The organism is Pantoea phytobeneficialis, from assembly GCF_009728735.1.
Lineage (GTDB): Bacteria > Pseudomonadota > Gammaproteobacteria > Enterobacterales > Enterobacteriaceae > Pantoea > Pantoea phytobeneficialis.
In genome coordinates this window covers 1,263,773-1,284,849 of the sequence record NZ_CP024636.1, presented here as the reverse complement: position 1 = coordinate 1,284,849, position 21,077 = coordinate 1,263,773, and the positions used below count along the sequence as shown (strand labels likewise).

The following is a 21,077-nucleotide window of genomic DNA, read 5'->3' as shown; positions in this document are numbered from 1 at the left end:
ATTAACGCCCCGCCAGCTTGCGCGTTTCTTCGCTAATTACCTGATGCAGCGTATCCACCACAAAATCCAGTTGTGGGCGAGTGACGATGAACGGTGGTGCGATCAGGATATGATCGCCATATTGACCGTCGAGGGTGCCGCCCATTGGATACACCATTAAACCACGCGCCATACATTGCGCTTTGATTGCCGCATGCAGCTTCAGTGCCGGATCGAACGGGGTCTTGCTGGCTTTATCCTGTACCAGTTCCACGCCCGCGAACAAACCGCGCCCGCGCGTGTCTCCGACATGCAACAACTCACCTAACACCTCACGCAACGCCTGTTGCAGATATGCCCCCTGCTGCTGTACCTGTGCCAGCAGGTTGTCGCGCTCAATAACTTGCTGTACCGCCAATGCCGCTGCGGCCGCCGTGGCGTGACAGATGTAAGTATGACCATGCTGGAACAAGCCACTGCCCGCCTGTAATGCCGCGACAATTTTTTCGCTCGCCAGCACCGCACCAATCGGCTGATAACCGCCACCTAAGCCTTTGGCGATGGTGACAATATCCGGTATCACGCCGTCCTGCTCAAAAGCATGCAGGGTGCCGGTACGTCCCATGCCGCACATCACTTCGTCGGCGATATACAGGATGCCGTACTTGTCGCATAAACGGCGCACACCCTGAAAATAGCCGGGGGTTGGCGGCGTGGCACCGGTAGTCGCACCGACCACCGTTTCCGCGCAGAAACCGATGATTTTCTCCGGCCCGGTGGTCAGAATCGCTTCTTCCAGTTCATTCAACAGACGCTGGGTATATTGCTGCTGGCTTTCATCGTCACGACGATCGCGATACTCATTGCATGCCGACACGCGAACCACATCCATCAACAAAGGGGCAAACTGACGGCGACGCCACTCATTTCCCCCTACCGCTAACGCTCCAAGGGTATTACCGTGATAACTCTGCTTGCGGGCAATAAAGGTGGTGCGCTCAGGCTGACCAATCTCAACAAAATACTGACGTGCCAGTTTTAGCGCCGTCTCAACCGCTTCGGAGCCGCCAGAAACGAAGTAGGCATAGTTCAGATCGCCAGGGGCAGTGCGGGTTAATTGCGCAGCCAACTGTTCAACAGTTTCACTGGTGAAAAAGCTGGTGTGCGCATAAGCCAGTTGATCAATCTGGCGGTGCATGGCGGCCAGCACCTCGGGATGACCATGCCCCAGGCAGGAAACTGCCGCGCCCCCGCAGGCATCGAGAAAACGCTTACCATGAATATCGGTGATGTAAGCCCCCTGCGCGCTCACCGCCACGGCTGGCGTGGTACGAAGGCTGCGGTGAATGATCTGACTCATGCTTTGTTCCTGTTCCTGAAAACGCTTGTGCTCGATATTGATTGCATCTTGCATGATCCATTTGAATCACGTCAATGCAAATATGATACAAATGCATTTCATTTTCTTATGACAGGAACAAATGGATCAGCCGTCAGGATTTGCCAGGGATAACGTAGGCTCCCGAATCAATCAGATAACGTTCCGCGCTCTCAATCTTGCTGACCGCTTCGCGTCCATGACGCGCCACCAGCATCGCCAGCAGGCATTCCGCTAACCCCATACCCGACACCACCGAAGGGAAGAAGGAAGGACTGTCGATAGAGAACAACAGGGTACAATCTGCCGCCTGTGCCAGTGGGGAAACCGGGGAATCGGTAATGGCGATGATACGCGCACCGGCCTCAGTTGCCGCGTGCAGGACATCCAGCGATTCGCGTGAATAAGGCGCGAAGCTGGTCAGCAGCACACAATCTTTGCCACTTAACTCGCGGGTAAAGACTTCGATGTTACTCGCCAGACCATCAATCAATGACACCTGACGGTTAAACAGCCGGTAGACATAAAACAGCGACCAGGCGATGGGGAAGCTGGCACGAAAACCGCAGATATAGACGTTTTCCGCCTCATCCAGCAAGGTGACTGCCTGCTGCATTGCCTGTTGGTTTTCTGTCTGGGTAAAGGCCAGATTGGCCTGATGCGCCAGAAAAACCTCTTCATACAGCGCTGGCTGGGTGCCTTTCGCAATCAGTTTTTCCGCTTTGGATACATATGTATCATTGCGCAAACCCAGATCATCAATCATGGCGCTTTTCAGTTCACCCCAGCCTTGATAACCAAGGCGCTGCGCCAGCCGCAGCAATGTGGCAGGTTTGACGCCGCCTTCAGCGGCAAAAGCGCGCATCGACAACACCACCAGTTTGTTGGCATGTTGCAGGGAAAATTCGGCGGCACGCTGTAACTCTGGCGAGAGTGAACTGAACTGACTGACAATATTTTCCCGTAGATTCATCGCGTTTCGTCATCATAAAAAGGGTAACGGCACGATGTTAACACTCATACGCCGGGGAGATAATGAATATTCCCCTGCTTTTCCGTTATGCTAAAACAACGAAAACGACAGGACAGGATTATGGCTGCGCTGCTGCTTATTGATGATCACCCGTTAGTTGAAGTCGCGCTGAGTGCTGCCTGCGTCAACTCCCCGATTCCGTTACAGCTGTACGCCGCCGGTGACGAAGCCCAGGCGCGCCAATTGCTGCAACAACAAGCTATCGACCTGGTTATCCTTGATATTGGCTTACCGGACAGCGACGGGCTGGAACTGTTGCGTCGTCTGCGCATACATCATCCCGACTGTCCGGTACTGATCTATTCAGCGGAGCAGAGTCGTCATACCCTGCTGCGCGCCGCCTCGCTAGGTGCTGCTGGTTATGTGGTGAAAAGCCAGAGCATGGCGCAGTTGCTGAGTGCAATTCTCGCGGTGCTGGGCGGGCAACAGGCGTTTCCAGCCTTGCCAGAACGCATCGATTTACCACTGACCGAAAAAGAGCAGCAGATTGTTGCCCTGCTGGCTCGCGGCCTGTCGAATTTGCAGATTGCTGAACAACTGCATATCAGCAACAAAACCGTCAGCACGCATAAGAAGAACATCCTCGAGAAAACCGGGGTGCATTCGGTGGTTGAACTGGCTGAACTGTGGAAAGCACATCAGTGAGACGTCTGCTTTTGTTGCTGGTCTGGCTTTTCAGCACCGTGGTACAGGCCGATTTACAACCCGCCAGCAGCGTGATGCTGCCGTCAATGATGCCTGCGCCACACAGCACGCCGTGGTCGTCCTCTCCCCTGCGCGTGGCGCTCCCCGCGCAAAATAGCGCGCCCTGGGTGATGCGCATCGGCGATCAGATTTGGGGTGTCGACGCTGACTATCTGAGCGCGCTCAGCCAGCTCACGGGCAGCCACTTCGTGTTGCAAACCTATGCCGATCGTGACCAGCAACTGGCCGCGCTGGCGCGCGGTGAGGTTGATTTGGTGCTAAGTACCAACCACGCCTCCTTATCACCCGACATTCGCCTCAGCGATAGCTGGTACACCAGCCCGGTGCGTATCTACCGCAACCGCGAAAATCAACGCGCCGTGATGTTCAATAGCCACAATGCGCAACTCACCGTGGCCCAATCCACGCTGGCGCAGCTGCCGGAAAATTTTGTGCGTGCGCATCGCTGGTATGCGTTACCGGGGGATCTTCAGGCGCTGTATGCGCTGCTCAATCAGCAAAGCGACTACCTGGTGGCTGACCAAACCAGCGCCGGATTTCTGCTCAGTCAGTTGCAGCAGGGGCAGATCTACCAAATCACCGCTGACCCGGGTGCCGGAGATCTCACCCTGCGAGCGATGGCTCGCGATCCGGCCCTGATCCAGTGGCTTAATCAGCAACTGCGTCTGCTGCCTGCCGAATTCAGCAACCGGGTTCAGCAGCGCTGGAGTCCCCCGCTGCTGCGTTATCAGGATACGCAGACGCTGATGCTTTCTGCGACGGAGCAGCAGTGGCTGACGCAACATCAGCAAATCCCCTATGCCGCTGAGGCTGATAACGCCCCCTGGAGCTATCGTGATGCCAATGGCAACCCACGGGGTTTTGCTATTGATTTACTCAACGCACTCAGCCAGAGCACCGGCCTGCATTTCACCCCGCACTGGGTGGCGAATCCACAACAGGCGGCCACCTTGCTCCAGCAGCAACAGGTGATGCTCAGCGTTCTGCCTGCGCTGGACGGCACCACCACGCTACCGGTATGGCGTGCCATCTGGGGCATTTACACCCTGTCGACGCACCAGCCCATGAACTGGCAGGCGCTTCAGGGACAACGCGTAGGTATCTTGCGCGACGACCTGGCACAACGCATGCTGCCCGGTGGAATTAACGTCCAGGTTTTTGACGACCGTGCCCAGTTGTGGCAGGCGCTGAGTAACAACCAAATCGATGCGCTGGTGGATAATGTGCTATCGGCACGTTGGCGCATCGCCAGCCATTATGGTGAGCGCATCCATCTGGCGTTTGCCGCCAGTGATATTGCCTGGCCACTGGCCCCGCAAATCAGCGATCAACAACCGGTGTTGCGTGCCTTGCTGGATCGGGCGCTACAGCAAATCCCACCGGAAACCCTCAACCAGATGCGCGATAACTGGTCGGTGCCGCCACAGCCCGGCACCAGCATGGCGATGCGTAATGTGCCGCTACTGGTGCTGATTGCCGCGGGTATCGCGATTCTGGTGCTGCTGGTGCTGCTGATACGTCGCTACCTGCAACAACGGCGCGAACGTCTGCAACGCGAGCAGGCCGAGCGGGCCAATGCCGCGAAAAGTCAGTTTCTTGCCACCGCCAGCCATGAGCTTCGTACACCAATGCAGGCGATTCTGGGCCTGCTGGAGCTGGAACAACAGCAACATCCCAGCGCCCGGCTGGAACTGATGCACAGCAGCGCACGCTCGCTGATGGCATTGCTGAATGATTTGCAGGATCACGCGCGCATCGAGAGCCACAGTTTTCGCCTGGCACCGCGCCCGTTGAATTTGTCGCACTGGCTGCAACAGCAGCAGCAGTTCTATCATCCGTTAATGCGGGATGCCGGCCCACAGCTGGTGGTGGAGGCGTTAACTCGTCTGCCCGGCACGGTACTGCTGGACGGCGACCGCCTGCAACAGGTGGTGAATAATCTGGTGGCAAACGCGCTGAAGTTTACCCGTCAGGGTGATATCCACCTGACGCTGGCGGTCAATGACGCCATCGTGTTGGTGGTGACGGATAGCGGCAGCGGCATCCCGCAAGAGGAGCAGGCGCAGTTATTTGAACCCTGGTATCAGGCACCGTCCGGTAAAGCCCTCGCCGTGCAGGGCAGCGGTCTTGGCTTGTTTATCTGCCGGGAGATTGTGCAGCGCATGGGCGGTAGCCTGACGTTAACGTCAGCACCGGGGACGGGCACCCGCGTTGAGGTCACGCTGCCGCTCACCCTTGTCGACAGTCAGACGGAAAGCGATTCTGCCGCCTGGCCGCACTATCCGCAGCTACGCGTGGCGATTGTCGACGACCATCCCACCAATTTGCTGGTGATGCAGCAGCAACTGGCGCTTTTTGCCATTCATGCCGAGGTGTTTGATGAGGGGCGCGCATTGCTGCGCGCGGATGCTCGGCAGCCCTTTGACCTGCTGTTTATTGACCAGATGATGCCGCGTCCCAACGGCCTCACGCTGTTGCGGATCCTGCGTCGCCGCCAGCGACAACGTGGTGATAATGCGTTGCGGGTGATCTGTTCCGCAGATGCGCAGCTGGTCAAGCTGCCGCTTCAACCCAGCGAAGCGCTGCTGGTAAAACCGATCACGCTGAATGATGTTGCCCCCTTGCTGGCGCGCGCCAGCCAGGACCCGCTGATACAGCTATCCGACAGCCTGCATATCCTTGCGCAGCACAACGCCAGCATGATTCCGCGCATTTGTCAGACGTTGCAACGCACGATGCTACAGGACCGCGACACCCTGCTGACCGCCAGCACCGCGCAGAATTGGCCAGCACTGGCGCGCGCCGCACATCGGATGAAAGGCAGCTGGCTGTTGCTGGGGATGGACGAGGTTGCGTCCCATTGTCAGCAACTGGCAGAAGCCGCCAAACAGCAACGGCTGGAACCAGAGCAACTCAATTTACTGATATCATTAACGAACAGGTTACTGAAAAAACTGGAAAGTTATGGCACACACCCATTCTCACAACACGCCTGACGGCAACCATACCCGCCTCGCGGCGGCCTTTGGCATTACCGCCCTGTTTATGTTGGTCGAAGCGATTGGCGGTTGGATCTCCGGTTCGCTGGCCCTGCTGGCGGATGCCGGTCATATGCTTACCGATACCGCCGCCCTGTTGATGGCGCTGCTGGCTGTGCAATTTTCCCGACGCAAACCGAATGCGCGTCATACCTTTGGCTTGTTGCGTCTCACCACGCTGGCAGCCTTTGTCAACGCGATTGCCTTGCTGGTGATTACCGTGATGATTGTCTGGGAGGCGTTACGGCGCTTTTATCAACCGCAGCCGGTCGCCGGTGGCCTGATGCTAACCATTGGCGTGGCCGGTTTGCTGGCGAATTTGCTCTCCTTCTGGCTGCTACATCATGGCAGCGAAGAGAAGAACCTTAACGTGCGCGCAGCCGCCCTGCATGTGCTGGGGGATTTGCTGGGTTCGGTCGGTGCTATTGTCGCGGCGGTGATCATTATGTTCACCGGCTGGACGCCTATCGATCCGATTCTGTCGCTGCTGGTGTCGCTGCTGGTGGTACGCAGCGCCTGGTCGTTGCTGCGTGAGAGCTTGCACGAACTGCTGGAGGGCGCGCCCGGTCATATCAATGTTGATAAGCTCAAACGCGAACTGACTCTGAATATCGCTGAAGTGCGCAATGTCCATCATGTGCATTTATGGCAAGTGGGCGAGAAACCGGTGCTGACGCTGCATGTACAGGTGATCCCGCCTTATGACCACGACGCGCTGCTGGTGCGCATTCATCGCTACCTGCACCAGCATTATCAGATCGCTCACGCCACGGTGCAGATGGAGTACCAGCCCTGTAGCGGGCCGGATTGTGAATTGTGCTTCGACTCAGGGAGTACGCAGCATGACCCGCATCATCATGCCGGTCATGTGCACCAACATCATTAAGAGGAGAGCGCATGCGAGCCATGTTCGCGTGCGCTTTTGATCCACAAACGGGAACCGTTCAGCGCGATCAGCGTCAGGATGGCGTACTCCAGCGACATGGCATAGACGCCCTGGCGGGCAAAAATCATCACGCTGATGACATTGATCACCACCCACAGCAGCCAATTTTCCACGTATTTACGCGTCATCAGAATCATCGCCACAATCGACAACACCATCATGCTGGAATCCCAGAACGGGAAGGCATCCGGTTGTAATTGCGGCATCACCACCTGCAACCCCAGCCCCTGCATGATGCCTACCGCGCTGCGGGTCAGGAAGGCAAACACCGGATCAATCCAGAAGGTCATCAGCGCGATGGCAATGACGCATACGGCCCCCCAACCCAGCGCTTTTGGCAGCGGCAGCCAGCGAATTTTCAGCTCCGCTTCCTGCGCTTCATTTTGCCGACTCCAGGCATACCAGCCATAGACATTGGCGACAAAGAAAAACAGTTGCAGCAGCAAACTGGCGTAGAGCTGGATCTGGAAGAAGATCACCGCAAACAGGGTAACGTTGATCAGGCCGAAGAAATAATTGATGATTTTTTCCAGACTGGCCAGCCAGATACACAGCAGGCCAGCCACGGTGCCAACCGCTTCGATCCAGGAAAGATCGTAGCCGCCGACGCCGAGAGGAATATGAACCAGAATGTTTTGTGTGCTAAAGAAATCCATAACGGGCACCTGTCTGAAAGGTGCAGCGCGTCAGGCGTTCCCTTTCACCTTGAGTTTGAGTTCCGCTGCAAAGGATAGCATGCGGTTGAGTGGCAGCAACGCCGCTTCGCGTAATCCATCATCGACATGGATTTCGTGCTCACTGCCGCCCTGCGCTAACCCTTCGGCAATCGCTTTCAACCCGTTCATTGCCATCCACGGGCAATGCGCACAGCTGCGACAGGTGGCCCCTTCTCCGGCAGTCGGTGCTTCCAGCAGCTCCTTTTCCGGTACCGCCTGCTGCATTTTGTAGAAGATGCCGCGGTCAGTGGCGACAATCATCTGCGGATGCGGCAGGCTTTTCGCCGCCTGAATCAGCTGGCTGGTAGAACCGACGGCATCGGCCAGATCGACAATCGCCTGAGGGGATTCCGGGTGGACCAGCACTGCGGCATCAGGATAGAGCGCCTTCATACGTTGCAGCGCCTGGGTTTTGAATTCATCGTGTACGATGCAGGCCCCCTGCCAGCACAGCACATCCGCGCCGGTTTTCTGCGTAACGTAGCGCCCCAGATGACGATCCGGTGCCCAGATGATTTTCTCACCGAGGCTGTCGAGATGTTCAATCAGTTCAACCGCGATGCTGGAGGTCACAACCCAATCAGCGCGGGCTTTAACCGCTGCCGAGGTATTGGCATACACCACCACGGTACGATCCGGGTGCGCATCGCAAAAGCGGTTGAACTCATCAATCGGACAGCCCAGATCGAGCGAGCATTCCGCCTGCAAGGTAGGCATCAGCACGGTTTTTTCCGGGCTGAGAATTTTCGCGGTTTCGCCCATAAAACGCACCCCTGCCACCAGTAGAGTGGAGGCCGGATGAGTGCTACCAAAACGCGCCATTTCCAGCGAATCCGCTACGCAGCCACCGGTGGCTTCCGCAAGAGCCTGAATTTCTGGATCGGTGTAATAATGCGCCACCATCACCGCATCGCGTTCTTTTAGTAACCGTTTAATTTCTCCGATATAAAACGATTTTTCATCCTGGCTGAGACGCGCCGGTTTCGGCGGGAAGGGGTAGATCGCGCTTTCAGGATCGAACATCAGACTCATGACACGGCTCTCGGTTTTCTTAATTTAACAAAATCGCCTTACATGGCGATTAAGATGGCACAAAATCCGCCATCGTGTTTTATATGCTAAACAAGATAGCGGATCTCACCGAGCGTGTCGTGTTTTTTTTACCCAAAGCAGAGTGGCTGTGACGCGGTTAGCGTTTTGGCATCCCTTCCAGTTCCAGCAGGAAGGCTTTGACCGGCAAGCCACCGGCAAATCCGGTCAGTTTGCCATTGCTGCCAATAACACGATGGCAAGGTGCCACAATCGACAGTGGATTCTTACCGTTGGCCGCACCGACGGCCCGCACCGCTTTAGGATTACCAATTTGCTCGGCGATCTGGCGATAGCTGCGGGTTTCACCAAAAGGAATGGTGATCAACGCCTGCCAGACTTTTTTCTGAAACTCAGTGCCGACGGTGTCATAGGGCAGGTCAAACTGCTGACGCTGCCCGGCAAAGTATTCGCCTAGCTGGCGTTCGGTTTCACATAAGATCGGATGCTGGTCATCACGGCTGATCGGCTTGAGCGGCACGCGTTGTGATCCTTCGTTCTCCCACAAAATCGCCGATAGTCCTTTATTGCTGGCAATTAAGGTGAGATCGCCCACAGGGGTAGCGATAATTTTTGCATGATACATAGTGCGCCTCCGGCTTGATATCTGTGGTGCATTATCGCACTTTTGCTGCCATAAACTGGCTGTTTTCGGTCATGCAGATAAACTGATTAGCTGTCCGAAAGCAGCGAGTTTTCGTCGCCAGGCTGCGCGAGGATGCGGTTTATTTGCTGGAGAAGATGATGTTTGATCCCGATATTGCTTACCAGGCGCTGACATCGCGCGACAGCCGTTTTGACGGCTTGTTTTTTGTTGGTGTGACATCAACCGGCATCTATTGTCGACCGATCTGCCCGGTTAAAGCCCCAATGCAGAAAAATTGCCTGTTCTTTTCCAGCGCTGAAGCGGCAGAGAAGGCCCATTTTCGCCCCTGTCTGCGGTGCCGCCCGGAACTGGCTCCCGGTTTTGCCCCGGTTGATAGTCACCATCGTATCGCCGATCGGCTGATCCGCCGCATTGAAGAAGGCCTGCTGGAAGAGCAGGAAACGCTGGCGGAGATTGCCAGCGAGTTTGGTCTGAGTGAGCGCCAGCTGCGCCGCGTAGTGCAACAGGAACTGGGCGTATCACCGATCGAATTACGGCAAACCCGGCGCATGTTGCTGGCGAAGCAGCTATTGACTGAAACCTCGCTGCCAATCACGGAAATCGCCTATGCCAGCGGTTTTAACAGCCTGCGCCGATTCAATGATGTGTTCCAGGCCCGCTATCGTATGACGCCATCCCGCCTGCGCAAACAGGCTTCCCCTGCCCCCGGCACACCGTTGCAGGAGAGCGCGGAACTCCGCCTGAGTTATCGCCCGCCTTATGACTGGGAGGCGATACTCGATTTTCTGCAACAGCGCGTGATGAAGGAGGTGGAATGGGTGTCAGAAGGCGTTTATCACCGTACCGTGGCGCTGGGCGGTTGTCAGGGCTGGGTACGCGTCAGCCACTATCCTGAGAAACAGGCGCTGAAGGTGCAATTCACCACCAGCCTGACGCCGGTGTTGCCCGCCCTGCTACGCCGCCTGCGCGATTTGTTCGATTTGGATGCCCAACCGCAGCGAATTGCCGACCAGTTAGCCCAGGACCCGTTACTGGCACCGAGTCTGGCAAAGTATCCCGGCCTGCGAGTGCCAGGCGCGTTTGATGGTTTTGAGCTGGGAGTGCGGGCGATTCTCGGTCAGCAGGTGACGGTCAAGGCGGCGACGACGTTGAGTAGCCGTGTGGCACAGCGTTTTGGCGAGCCCATGATAACGCCGTGGCCTGAGCTGTCGCGCCTCTCTCCCAGCGCAGAAACGCTGGCGGCTGCAACCCAGGATGATATCGCCAGCCTTGGGATTGTCAGCGCACGTTCCCAGGCGATCATCGCACTGGCTCAATCCTGCGCCTCGGGTGTCTTACGTTTTAATGGCGCGGTAAATCCGGATGTGGTGCAGCAGCAATTGCTGGCGTTGAAAGGGGTCGGTCCATGGACCGCCAGCTATATCGCGATGCGGGCGCTGCGCTGGCCGGATGCGTTTCCCAAAGAGGATATCGCGATTCGTAACAATCTGGGCGGCGTAAGTGCTAAGGAAGCGGAACAACTGTCGCAGGTGTGGCGTCCGTGGCGCAGTTATGCGGTGCTGCATATCTGGCGTAGCGGTGCGATTGATCGCGCAGAAAAGCATGATTCGTAACGGTCATAAAAGAGCGCGATAAATCGCACCGCTACGCATCCGAATCCCGGGAAAGCAAAAAGGCGCCTTTAGGGCGCCTTTCTACATATTGGTGGGTCGTGCAGGATTCGAACCTGCGACCAATTGATTAAAAGTCAACTGCTCTACCAACTGAGCTAACGACCCGCTCGATGAGGGCTTACAACCAGAGTGACCAGATGGTGGGTCGTGCAGGATTCGAACCTGCGACCAATTGATTAAAAGTCAACTGCTCTACCAACTGAGCTAACGACCCATCGTGGTTGTGAAGCAAACTGAAGAAAACACTGAACCGATTAGAGGTTGAGATGGTGGGTCGTGCAGGATTCGAACCTGCGACCAATTGATTAAAAGTCAACTGCTCTACCAACTGAGCTAACGACCCATCTTCAGCGCTGCCGATACTTGTTAAGATATGTCCCGGCAACGGCGGCATATATTACTGATTTAGCGGGGTAGCGCAACCCTTATTTTCCACCAAATTACTCAATTGCTTACCTTTCATGCGGCCAGACCAGAAATCACACGAAATCCGGTCTGTGCTGCACAAATTACAACCCGGCGAGACGTTTCTGCGCCAGCTTTGCCGATTCGCTGTTTGGGAATTGTTTGATCACTTGCTGGTAGACCGCTTTAGCTTTCGCCGTGTCGTTCTTCTCCTGCATGATCACCCCAACCTTAAACAACGCTTCTGCGGCTTTCGGCGATTTTGGGTAGTTTTTTACCACAGTGGCAAAATAATAGGCCGCATCGTCCTTTTTGCCCTTGTTGTAAAACAACTGCCCCAGCCAGTAATTGGCATTGGGCTGGTAAGTCGAATCAGGATAACGCTTCACCCATGCCTGCAACGCAGTAATGGCCTGATCGTACTGCTTCTTCTCCAGAATCAGCGCTACAGCGGCATTGTAGTCGCTGTTAGCATCACCGCTTTGTGTCGGCGCTGCGGTTGCTGCGCTGTCACTGCTGCCTGCGGTGGCAGCACCAGCATCAGCACCACCGGCGGCTGCCGCTGCATCACCACCACCGCTGGCCTGAGCACCATTATTACCGCTGCTCAAACTGTCAATCTGCTGGTAGATCTGCTTCTGGCGTTCAATCACCTGATTAAGCTGATAGGTGTTCTGCTGAATTTGCCCGCGCAGCGAATCGATATCGCTTTGGTTGTCACTCATCTGCTGCTGCAACTGCTGCAAAAGCTGAGCCTGGGCATTGGAGATTCGTTCAAGAGTGGTGACACGGTCTTCGACCGAGCCTGAGCCAACGCTACTGATTGACGCCTGGGCATTAGCGGCCCAGGGGGCCGCTACACCAACCAGTAACGACAGACTCAAGAGATGAAGTCTGAAGTTACTCATCATGTGATTATCTTAGTAAACCAGAACGGCACGACGGTTTTTAGCGTAAGCCGCTTCGTCGTGACCCAGAACTGCCGGCTTCTCTTTACCGTAAGAAACGATAGACATCTGATCAGCTGACACGCCTTTACCCTGCAGGTACATTTTCACTGCGTTAGCACGACGCTCGCCCAAGGCGATGTTGTATTCCGGCGTACCGCGCTCATCCGCATGACCTTCGATGGTCACTTTGTAAGACGGGTTGCTACGCAGGAAAGCAGCGTGCTGATCCAGCATCTGAGCGTACTCAGACTGCACGTCATACTTGTCCAGACCGAAGTAAACGATGTTGTTCTGCTGCAGCTGCTGCATTTGCAGACGTGCCTGCTCGTCAGAAGACATGTTACCGTTCTGGCCAGAACCGTAAGCGCCATCAGCACCCATACCAGTCTGGTCGTTGTTGTTGTTTTTGTGAGAGCTACATGCAGCCACTGCGATAACCGGCAGAGCCAGCATCAAACCCTTCAGCACTTTGTTCAGTTGCATTTCTTTATCCTATTATTTTGTTTGCCATACATATGATCCCCCACCTCAGCAGGGGATTGATGCATCACAGATACGGCGACCAGGCAGGTGATTTTACCTGTCCATCAGTTGCCGGAAGACGCGCTTTGAAACGCCCATCGGTTGAAACCAACTGCAACACGGAACCCATCCCCTGAGTAGAGCTATAGATTACCATCGTGCCGTTAGGAGCCAGACTTGGCGTCTCATCCAGGAACGTGTCCGTTAACGTTTGAACGGCTCCCGTTTCCAGATCCTGTTTGGCGACATGCTGAGCACCACCGGCGCTGCTGATCATCACCATTGTTTTACCGTCGGCAGACACATCCGCATCCTGGTTCTGTGAACCTTCCCAGGTAATACGTTGTGGCGCACCGCCGTTAATGCCAATTTTGTAAATCTGTGGCGCACCGGCCTGATCCGAGGTGTAAGCCAGGGTCTGGCTATCCGGGAACCAAGTGGGTTCGGTGCTGTTGTAACGCCCATCGGTAATCTGACGAATCTGACCTGAACCCAGGTCCATCACATACAGATTCAAGCTACCGGTTTTAGACAGGGCAAATGCCAGTTTAGAACCATCCGGCGAGAAGGCTGGCGCACCGTTGTGGCGCGGGAAAGAAGCCACCTGGCGAATCGCACCATTTGCCAGCGTCTGCACTACCAGCGCAGATTTACCGCTTTCAAAGGTCACATAAGCCAATTTGCTGCCGTCCGGCGACCAGGCCGGTGACATCAACGGTTCCGGCGAACGATGCACCACAAACTGGTTGTAACCATCGTAATCAGAAACGCGAAGTTCATACGGGAACTGACCACCGTTGGTCTGTACCACGTACGCGATACGGGTACGGAAGGCACCTTTGATACCGGTCAGCTTCTCAAACACTTCGTCACTGGCAGTGTGTGCGGCATAACGCAGCCACTGCTTCGTCACTTTGTAAGAGTTCTGCGCCAGTACCGTGCCCGGTGCACCACCGGTATCCACCAGTTGGTAAGCGATCTGGTAGCTGCCATCGGCATTCGGGGTGACCTGACCTACCACGACAGCGTCGATACCCAGTGCGCTCCAGGCGGCAGGCTGAACCTGCTGTGCGCTGGTCGGCTGCTGCGGCAGACGTGAGCGATCCAGCGGATTGAATTTACCGCTGTTACGCAAGTCTGCTGCGACAATGCCACCAATATCTTCTGGTGCAGCGCCCGGACCGGCCCACTGGAAAGGAACCACACCAATAGGACGTGCGGTATTCACGCCCTGCGTAATTTCAATGCGTACTTCCGCGTGCAGCATGGCCGCCCACAGCAGTACAAAAAAACCTAAGGTTACACGAAGTGCCTGCTTCATCTTTTCTCCCTTATCTGAACCTGAGTTCATGATAATTCGCACTGTTCCTGAAAAAACACGGGTACTCATAGAATACGGCAAGCTAACCTTAGTTCAACCTGCCGTATGTTACTGCATTACTGAGGTTTGAAATCCATTGGTGCGTTTTTGAACACCTCATACACCGCCTGTGAAGGTGGCTTCGGTATGCGTGCTTGTTTCGCCGCCGAGACTGCCGCCTGACACAACGCAGGATCGCCACCCTCCGCCCTCACATCAATCAGCAAGCCATCCGGAGCCAGCTTGATGCGCAGGTTACACTCTTTACCTTTGTAGGAATCAGCATCATAGAAACGGCTCTGAATTGCTGCCACAACCTGACCCATATAGGAGTTAATTTCGGCTCCTGAAGCACCGGCTTTCTTCTGATTACCTTGTCCAGCCGCAGCCCCGCCACCGGAAGCGTTCCCACTTTTCGGTGCATTCTTACCGGATGAAAGACCACCCAGCAGATCATCAACAGCGTTTTCATTCTTCGCCGCTTCGGCAGCTGCTTTCTTCTTCGCGTCAGCTGCTGCTTTGGCTTTCGCCGCGGCATCCGCCTTCGCTTTCGCTGCTGCTTCGGCTTTTTCTTTCGCCTCAGCCGCAGCCTTAGCTTTCGCGTCTTCAGCCGCTTTCTCTTTGGCTTCCTGCGCGGCTTTTGCCTTGGCATCGGCCGCGGCCTGCGCTTTCGCTTCGGCATCCGCTTTGGCTTTCGCCTGAGCCGCTGCTTTCGCTTCCTGCGCCGCTTTCTCTTTCGCCGCTTCGGCTGCTGCCGCCTTCGCCTCTTGCTCAGCCTGTTTCTTCGCTTCAGCTGCTGCCTGCTTCGCTTCAGCAGCGGCTTTCGCCTGAGCTTCTGCCGCCGCTTTTGCCTGTGCATCGGCCTGCGCTTTAGCGTCGGCTTTGGCTTTCGCCGCTGCCGCTTCAGCCGCTTTCTGTTCTTCCTGCGCCTGTTTTGCCGCCGCTTCAGCCGCTTTCTGCTGCTCGGCCTGCTGTTTCGCCTGCTCTTTGGCTTCCTGTTGCGCCTGCAAACGCTCTTTCTCCAGCTCTTTCAGACGCTGTTGTTCGGCGGCCTGCTTCTGTTGCAACTCTTCAGCCTGCTGCTGCGCCTGTTTCTCGCGCTGCTGCTCGGCACGCTTGCTATCGCTTTGTTGATTCTGCTGACGATTGTATTGATCGACCACGGCACCCGGGTCGACCATTACCGCGTCGATATCGCTACCGCCGCCACCGCCGCTGGATTCGATTTTTTCGTTAAACGAGCTCCAAATCAGCAAGGCGATCAACACGATGTGCAGAATCACCGAAATGATTATCGCGCGTTTTAACTTCTCGTTTTGCTCGGTTGCCTTCGACACTCTCGGTTCCCAAAAACGGTTCGCTTTAAATCGGCTGCGTCATCAAACCGACAGATTTCACGCCAGCCTGATGCAGCAGGTTAAGCGCCTTGATGATTTCGTCGTAAGGCACATCTTTCGCACCACCGATCAGAAAAACAGTCTTCGGATTGGCTTCCAGTCGGCGCTGCGCTTCGCTCACCACTTGCTCAGGAGGCAGTTGGTTCATACGATCGTGATCCACCACCAGGCTGTACTGCCCTACCCCGGAAACTTCGACAATCACCGGCGGATTATCATCGCTGGAAACTGTTTTTGAATCAGTCGCATCCGGCAGATCCACTTCCACACTTTGGGTAATGATCGGCGCGGTTGCCATAAAAATCAGCAGCAGCACCAGCAGCACGTCCAGGAGTGGAACGATGTTGATTTCCGACTTAAGGTCGCGGCGTCCGCGACCACGGGTTCTGGCCATCGTTTACCTCGACTTACTTCGTATTGTCGGTGGAGAAAGCCTGACGATGCAGGATAGCCGTGAACTCTTCCATAAAGTTGTCGTAGCCCTGCTCCAGCTTATTCACACGCTGGTTCAGACGGTTGTACGCCATGACCGCCGGAATCGCGGCAAACAGACCGATTGCGGTGGCGATCAGCGCTTCAGCGATACCCGGCGCAACCATTTGCAAGGTAGCCTGCTTCACCGCACCGAGGGCGATAAAGGCGTGCATAATCCCCCACACCGTACCAAACAGACCGATATAAGGACTGATGGAACCGACGGTGCCAAGGAAAGGAATGTGGTTTTCCAGCGCTTCCAGTTCACGGTTCATCGAGATACGCATGGCACGGCTGGCACCTTCCACCACCGCTTCTGGCGCGTGGCTATTGGCGCGATGCAGGCGCGCGAACTCTTTAAAACCGGAATAGAAAATCTGCTCTGAGCCGTTCAGTTCGTCACGACGTCCCTGGCTCTCCTGATACAGGCGAGACAGCTCGATACCTGACCAGAATTTATCTTCAAACGCTTCGGCTTCGCGCCCGGCAGCATTGAGAATGCGGGTACGCTGAATAATGATTGCCCAGGAGGCAATGGAAAAGCCGATCAAAATCAACATGATAAGTTTGACCAGAAGGCTTGCCTTCAGGAACAAATCAAGAATATTCATGTCAGTCACTGCTTGAACTCCGCGACAATAGACTTGGGAAGCGCAATCGGCTTCATTAGATGTGGGTTGATGCAGGCAATCAGGACTTCTGCTTCATTGAGCACTTTGCCTTCATTATTCACGATACGCTGCGAGAACGTCATGGTGGCTCGCGTCATTGAGGTCACTTCACTCTGGATTTCCAGAAGATCGTCAAGACGTGCTGCCGCAAGATAGTCCACCGTCATACGCCGTACCACAAAACAGATTTGCTGTTCCAGCAACGTCTGTTGATTGAAATGGTGCTGGCGCAACATCTCAGTACGTGCTCGTTCATAAAAAGCGATATAGCTGGCATGGTAAACCACACCACCGGCGTCGGTGTCTTCGTAATAGACCCGAACCGGCCAGCGAAACAGCGTTGTACTCACTCTACATCCCGGTATCATTTTAAACGTTGCTACTATACGCAAGTGAGATCAGCTTGGGAATGGCCCGCTGACGCCGCGAGAAAATAATTATCACACGGTAACAATCGGAAGGATTTTTGGCAGGTTTCTTGACCAGGCGCTGACATAACCTCACACCAGCGCCTGAAATTTCTACAGAAAAAGGACAACATTCGTCCTGATCGTTGACTTAACGGTAAAACCAGATGATTCCCGCCGCCAACACGACCATTGCCGGTAACGGTGTGAACAACGCTTGCCAACGCAAGCGCTGAGGACGGAACCCGGTACCATGAATCACGCCAGTACATACCGCCCAAATCAGCACCAGTCCATGCCAGACAGAGAGAGCGCTGGTCTTCGCCGCGAAGCGCGACGGATCCCAGAACACACACCCCGCCAGCCATAGGGCCAGCAATAGTGAAAGGGCCCGCAACGGGCCCTTATCCATCAGACGATACAGTGTCTGAAACAATCCGCGCATCAGGCTTTATCACCCTTTGCTGCGGCTTCTTCCGCACGCTCCAGCGCCAGTGCCGCGATCACACCGAACGAACAAGCCAGCAGGGTGCCAAGTATCCAGGCAAAATACCACATGCTCTTTCTCCTTAATCAGTACAGGGAGTGCGTATTGCTCTCAATGTGTTCTTTGGTGATGCGACCATACATTTTGTAGTAACACCAGGTGGTGTACAGCAGAATGATCGGCACAAACACGATGGCCGCAAAGGTCATAATTTTCAGCGTCAGCGCACTGGAGGTTGCATCCCACATGGTCAGGCTGGTGCCCGGCACGGTGCTGGATGGCATGATGAACGGGAACATCGCAATGCCTACCGTCATGATCACACCCGCCAGAGTCAGTGAAGAGAAGATAAATGCCCAGGCACCCTTCTCAGCACGCGAACACAGGATGGTCAGCAGCGGCATCAGCACACCCAGTAACGGGAAGATCCACAGGATCGGCGTCTGCTCAAAGTTCACCAGCCAGGCTCCGGCTTCACGTACCACATCTTTACCCAGTGGGTTAGACGCCGCATGGTGATCGATAACGCTTTTCACCACATAACCATCAATACCGTATTTCACCCACACACCAGCGAGAATGAAGCACACCATCATCACTAAGGCGGAGATCTGCGCAACAGAACGTGAACGGACATGCAGTTCGCCAGTGGTACGCATTTGCAGATAAGTTGCGCCCTGTGCCAGGAACATCGCCACACTGATCACGCCAGCCAGCAGGCCAAACGGATTTAACAGCTGGAAGAAGTTGCCGGTATAGAACAGACGCAGGTATTCGTCAGCGTGGAAGGGTACGCCCTGCAACAGGTTACCGAATGCCACGCCAATCACCAACGGCGGTACAAAGCTACCGATAAAGATGCCCCAGTCCCAGGTGCCACGCCAGCGCACATCTTCAATCTTGGAGCGGTAATCAAAACCGACCGGACGGAAGAACAGTGACGACAGCACCAGGATCATCGCGACATAGAAGCCAGAAAATGCGGCGGCGTACACCATCGGCCAGGCAGCGAAAAGCGCGCCACCTGCGGTGATCAGCCACACCTGGTTCCCATCCCAGTGCGGGGCAATGGTGTTGATCATTACGCGACGTTCGGTATCGGTGCGGCCCATAATACGGACCAGCATCCCTACCCCCATGTCGAAACCTTCAGTGACGGCAAACCCAACCAGCAGAATGCCGATCAGCAGCCACCAGATAAATCGCAACACTTCATAATCAAACATGGTAGCTCTCCTTATCCACGCGCCGGTTGAGTCGATGAGCCAATCTGCTCATGGTGGTAGCGGCCCGTTTTCAGGCTGCTTGGACCAAGGCGGGCAAATTTGAACATCAAATACATCTCCGCCACCAGGAACAGGGTGTACAGACCGCATATCAGAATCATGGAGAACAGCACGTCACCAGTAGTCAGCGAAGAGTTCGCCACTGCCGTCGGCAACACCTCACCGACCGCCCAAGGTTGACGACCATATTCCGCGACAAACCAACCTGATTCGATGGCGATCCACGGCAGTGGGATGCCATACAGTGCCGCTTTAAGCAGCCACGGCCACTTGCCGATGCGATTGCGGATCACACTCAGGAACGACAACGCAATGATTGCCAGCAGCAGCACGCCGCATAGCACCATGATACGGAAGGCAAAATAGAGCGGTGCGACGCGAGGGATCGAGTCCGCCGTCGCTTTCTGAATCTGCGCTTCGGTAGCGTTAGCCACGTCCGGGGTATAACGCTTCAGCAGCAAGCCATAACCGAGATCCTGTTTGCTTTGCTCAAAAGCGGTACGCACTGCCGGATCCTTGCTACCTGCACGCAATTCGTTGAGTAACGCATAGGCCTTCATACCGTTACGGATACGCACTTCATGCTGCGCCAGCAACTCTTTCAGGCCGGTAACCGGCGTATCCACCGAACGAGTGGCTATCAAACCGAGCAGATAAGGAATCTGGATAGCGTATCTGTTTTGCTGCGCGTCCTGATCTGGAATACCGAACAAGGTAAAGGAGGCAGGCGCAGGTTGCGTTTCCCATTCCGCTTCGATGGCAGCCAGTTTGGTTTTCTGCACATCACCCATTTCATAGCCGGATTCATCACCCAGTACGATAACGGAGAGCACCGCAGCCATACCGAAGCTGGCGGCAATCGCGAAGGAGCGCTTAGCGAAAGCAATGTCACGCCCTTTCAACAGATACCATGAGCTGATACCGAGGATAAACATCGCCCCTGCGGTGTAACCGGCTGCCACCGTGTGCACGAATTTCACCTGCGCCACCGGGTTGAGCACCAGTTCGGAGAAGCTCACCATCTCCATACGCATGGTTTCGAAGTTGAACTCAGAGGCAATCGGGTTTTGCATCCAGCCGTTCGCCACGAGGATCCACAGCGCTGACATGTTCGAACCCAGCGCCACCAGCCAGGTCACCGTCAGGTGTTGTACCTTACCGAGGCGATCCCAGCCGAAGAAGAACAGGCCGACAAAGGTAGATTCAAGGAAGAACGCCATCAGGCCTTCGATGGCCAGCGGCGCACCAAAGATATCGCCGACGTAATGTGAGTAATAAGACCAGTTGGTACCGAACTGAAACTCCATGGTCAGACCGGTCGCCACACCCAGGGCAAAGTTGATACCAAACAACTTGCCCCAGAATTTGGTCATATCTTTATAAATTTGTTTCCCCGTCAGGACGTATACGGTTTCCATGATCGCCAACAGAAACGCCATACCCAGCGTTAATGGCACGAACAGGAAATGGTACATCGCCGTCAGAGCAAACTGTAAACGCGACAGCTCGACAATATCTAACATGATGACTCCTTGCTCCTCGCATGAACTCCTTCTGCGGGCGACAACGGTAAAAAGACAGACATTGACGTGCAGAATAAGAGTCAGGAACGACTGATTATTGATTCCAGTTTTGTTTTGTTACCGACAGAACAGAGTAATCTGCTGCCCGAAGTGAGCGAGTAACTGTGATGAAAAAACCCTGAAAACTCATCGCAACAATCGGTTTTCGACAGTCGAGAGTGCGGTGGCGACAGAATTGATATAACAACGCCTGGCACAAACTCCTGAAAAAACATGGAAATGATTGAATTGATGTAGCGCAATTTATACCGTTTGCGCTGCGCTTTGCCAGCGGTAAAGTTTGTTATATCTCAGCATTTATTGATCTGAGATAACGTACAAAATTTCCAGATATGTATTGTTAGGCAGGTTGTTAATTAGTTGTCATGAGA

The 21,077-nt window shown here is 55.0% G+C and carries 20 protein-coding genes and 3 tRNA genes; 4 read left to right on the top strand and 19 right to left on the bottom strand.

From position 1 onward, the window contains the following. Position 1: 1 nt before the first annotated feature. Positions 2-1,339 (bottom strand): aspartate aminotransferase family protein, encoded by a 1,338-nt coding sequence (locus CTZ24_RS05875; protein ID WP_208725032.1) that lies wholly within the window; start codon positions 1,337-1,339, stop codon positions 2-4. 133 nt (positions 1,340-1,472) lie between these two features. Beyond that, positions 1,473-2,330, bottom strand: a complete 858-nt coding sequence (locus tag CTZ24_RS05870) for a MurR/RpiR family transcriptional regulator (RefSeq protein ID WP_208725031.1) — start codon at positions 2,328-2,330, stop codon at positions 1,473-1,475. Between the two features lie 120 nt (positions 2,331-2,450). Here CTZ24_RS05870 and CTZ24_RS05865 point away from each other — a divergent pair, with 120 nt between their 5' ends. The 3 genes from CTZ24_RS05865 to zitB are packed head-to-tail and all read left to right on the top strand — an operon-like array spanning position 2,451 to position 7,019. Beyond that, the gene (locus CTZ24_RS05865) at positions 2,451-3,035 is read left to right on the top strand and encodes a response regulator transcription factor (protein ID WP_021182431.1); all 585 of its coding nucleotides are present in this window, start codon (positions 2,451-2,453) and stop codon (positions 3,033-3,035) included. Next, positions 3,017-6,091: an ATP-binding protein gene (locus CTZ24_RS05860; protein WP_208725030.1), complete on the top strand. Its 3,075-nt coding sequence runs from the start codon at positions 3,017-3,019 to the stop codon at positions 6,089-6,091. Before CTZ24_RS05865 ends, CTZ24_RS05860 begins: the two co-directional genes overlap by 19 nt. Continuing rightward, complete coding sequence (zitB, locus tag CTZ24_RS05855) at positions 6,060-7,019, top strand: CDF family zinc transporter ZitB (protein ID WP_021182429.1); 960 nt, start codon at positions 6,060-6,062, stop codon at positions 7,017-7,019. Before CTZ24_RS05860 ends, zitB begins: the two co-directional genes overlap by 32 nt. Here the strand turns inward: zitB and pnuC are convergent. From pnuC to CTZ24_RS05840, 3 genes are all read right to left on the bottom strand, one after another. Further along, complete coding sequence (gene pnuC, locus CTZ24_RS05850; protein WP_021182428.1) at positions 7,016-7,735, bottom strand: nicotinamide riboside transporter PnuC; 720 nt, start codon at positions 7,733-7,735, stop codon at positions 7,016-7,018. The two genes, zitB and pnuC, sit on opposite strands and share 4 nt — an antisense overlap. Positions 7,736-7,765: 30 nt before the next feature. Next, positions 7,766-8,827, bottom strand: a complete 1,062-nt coding sequence (gene nadA / locus CTZ24_RS05845; protein WP_208725029.1) for a quinolinate synthase NadA — start codon at positions 8,825-8,827, stop codon at positions 7,766-7,768. Positions 8,828-8,984: 157 nt separating this feature from the next. After that, complete coding sequence (locus CTZ24_RS05840; RefSeq protein ID WP_021182426.1) at positions 8,985-9,470, bottom strand: methylated-DNA--[protein]-cysteine S-methyltransferase; 486 nt, start codon at positions 9,468-9,470, stop codon at positions 8,985-8,987. 158 nt (positions 9,471-9,628) lie between these two features. On the opposite strand from CTZ24_RS05840, the gene CTZ24_RS05835 reads away from it, so the two are divergent. After that, complete coding sequence (locus CTZ24_RS05835) at positions 9,629-11,104, top strand: DNA-3-methyladenine glycosylase 2 family protein (RefSeq protein ID WP_208725501.1); 1,476 nt, start codon at positions 9,629-9,631, stop codon at positions 11,102-11,104. Between the two features lie 89 nt (positions 11,105-11,193). Here the strand turns inward: CTZ24_RS05835 and CTZ24_RS05830 are convergent. From CTZ24_RS05830 to cydA, 14 genes are all read right to left on the bottom strand, one after another. Continuing rightward, a tRNA-Lys gene (locus tag CTZ24_RS05830) sits at positions 11,194-11,269 on the bottom strand. Positions 11,270-11,302: 33 nt separating this feature from the next. Then, positions 11,303-11,378, bottom strand: a tRNA-Lys gene (locus tag CTZ24_RS05825). A gap of 53 nt (positions 11,379-11,431) precedes the next feature. Further along, positions 11,432-11,507, bottom strand: a tRNA-Lys gene (locus tag CTZ24_RS05820). Between the two features lie 166 nt (positions 11,508-11,673). Then, on the bottom strand, positions 11,674-12,480 hold the full coding sequence (gene cpoB / locus CTZ24_RS05815; RefSeq protein ID WP_208725028.1) for a cell division protein CpoB: 807 nt from the start codon (positions 12,478-12,480) through the stop codon (positions 11,674-11,676). 9 nt (positions 12,481-12,489) lie between these two features. After that, on the bottom strand, positions 12,490-13,002 hold the full coding sequence (gene pal / locus CTZ24_RS05810; protein ID WP_013508313.1) for a peptidoglycan-associated lipoprotein Pal: 513 nt from the start codon (positions 13,000-13,002) through the stop codon (positions 12,490-12,492). Positions 13,003-13,066: 64 nt separating this feature from the next. Continuing rightward, positions 13,067-14,362, bottom strand: coding sequence for a Tol-Pal system beta propeller repeat protein TolB (gene tolB / locus CTZ24_RS05805; protein WP_208725027.1), 1,296 nt, complete (start codon positions 14,360-14,362; stop codon positions 13,067-13,069). A gap of 116 nt (positions 14,363-14,478) precedes the next feature. Then, positions 14,479-15,738 carry a cell envelope integrity protein TolA gene (gene tolA, locus CTZ24_RS05800; protein WP_021182421.1) on the bottom strand — a complete coding sequence of 420 codons (1,260 nt, stop codon included), beginning with the start codon at positions 15,736-15,738 and terminating at the stop codon, positions 14,479-14,481. Positions 15,739-15,763: 25 nt separating this feature from the next. Continuing rightward, positions 15,764-16,192 carry a colicin uptake protein TolR gene (gene tolR, locus CTZ24_RS05795; RefSeq protein WP_013508310.1) on the bottom strand — a complete coding sequence of 143 codons (429 nt, stop codon included), beginning with the start codon at positions 16,190-16,192 and terminating at the stop codon, positions 15,764-15,766. Between the two features lie 13 nt (positions 16,193-16,205). Beyond that, positions 16,206-16,892, bottom strand: coding sequence for a Tol-Pal system protein TolQ (tolQ, locus tag CTZ24_RS05790; protein ID WP_013508309.1), 687 nt, complete (start codon positions 16,890-16,892; stop codon positions 16,206-16,208). Beyond that, on the bottom strand, positions 16,889-17,311 hold the full coding sequence (gene ybgC, locus CTZ24_RS05785) for a tol-pal system-associated acyl-CoA thioesterase (protein ID WP_369700778.1): 423 nt from the start codon (positions 17,309-17,311) through the stop codon (positions 16,889-16,891). The genes tolQ and ybgC overlap by 4 nt, the downstream gene beginning before the upstream one ends. Before the next feature lie 190 nt (positions 17,312-17,501). Next, positions 17,502-17,795 (bottom strand): cyd operon protein YbgE, encoded by a 294-nt coding sequence (gene ybgE, locus CTZ24_RS05780; protein ID WP_208725026.1) that lies wholly within the window; start codon positions 17,793-17,795, stop codon positions 17,502-17,504. Further along, positions 17,795-17,908: a cytochrome bd-I oxidase subunit CydX gene (gene cydX, locus CTZ24_RS05775; protein ID WP_013508306.1), complete on the bottom strand. Its 114-nt coding sequence runs from the start codon at positions 17,906-17,908 to the stop codon at positions 17,795-17,797. Before cydX ends, ybgE begins: the two co-directional genes overlap by 1 nt. 15 nt (positions 17,909-17,923) lie before the next feature. Continuing rightward, a complete protein-coding gene (gene cydB, locus CTZ24_RS05770; RefSeq protein WP_021182418.1) occupies positions 17,924-19,063 on the bottom strand; it encodes a cytochrome d ubiquinol oxidase subunit II in 1,140 nt (379 codons plus the stop codon). A gap of 11 nt (positions 19,064-19,074) precedes the next feature. Then, a complete protein-coding gene (gene cydA / locus CTZ24_RS05765) occupies positions 19,075-20,646 on the bottom strand; it encodes a cytochrome ubiquinol oxidase subunit I (protein WP_021182417.1) in 1,572 nt (523 codons plus the stop codon). Positions 20,647-21,077: the final 431 nt, after the last annotated feature.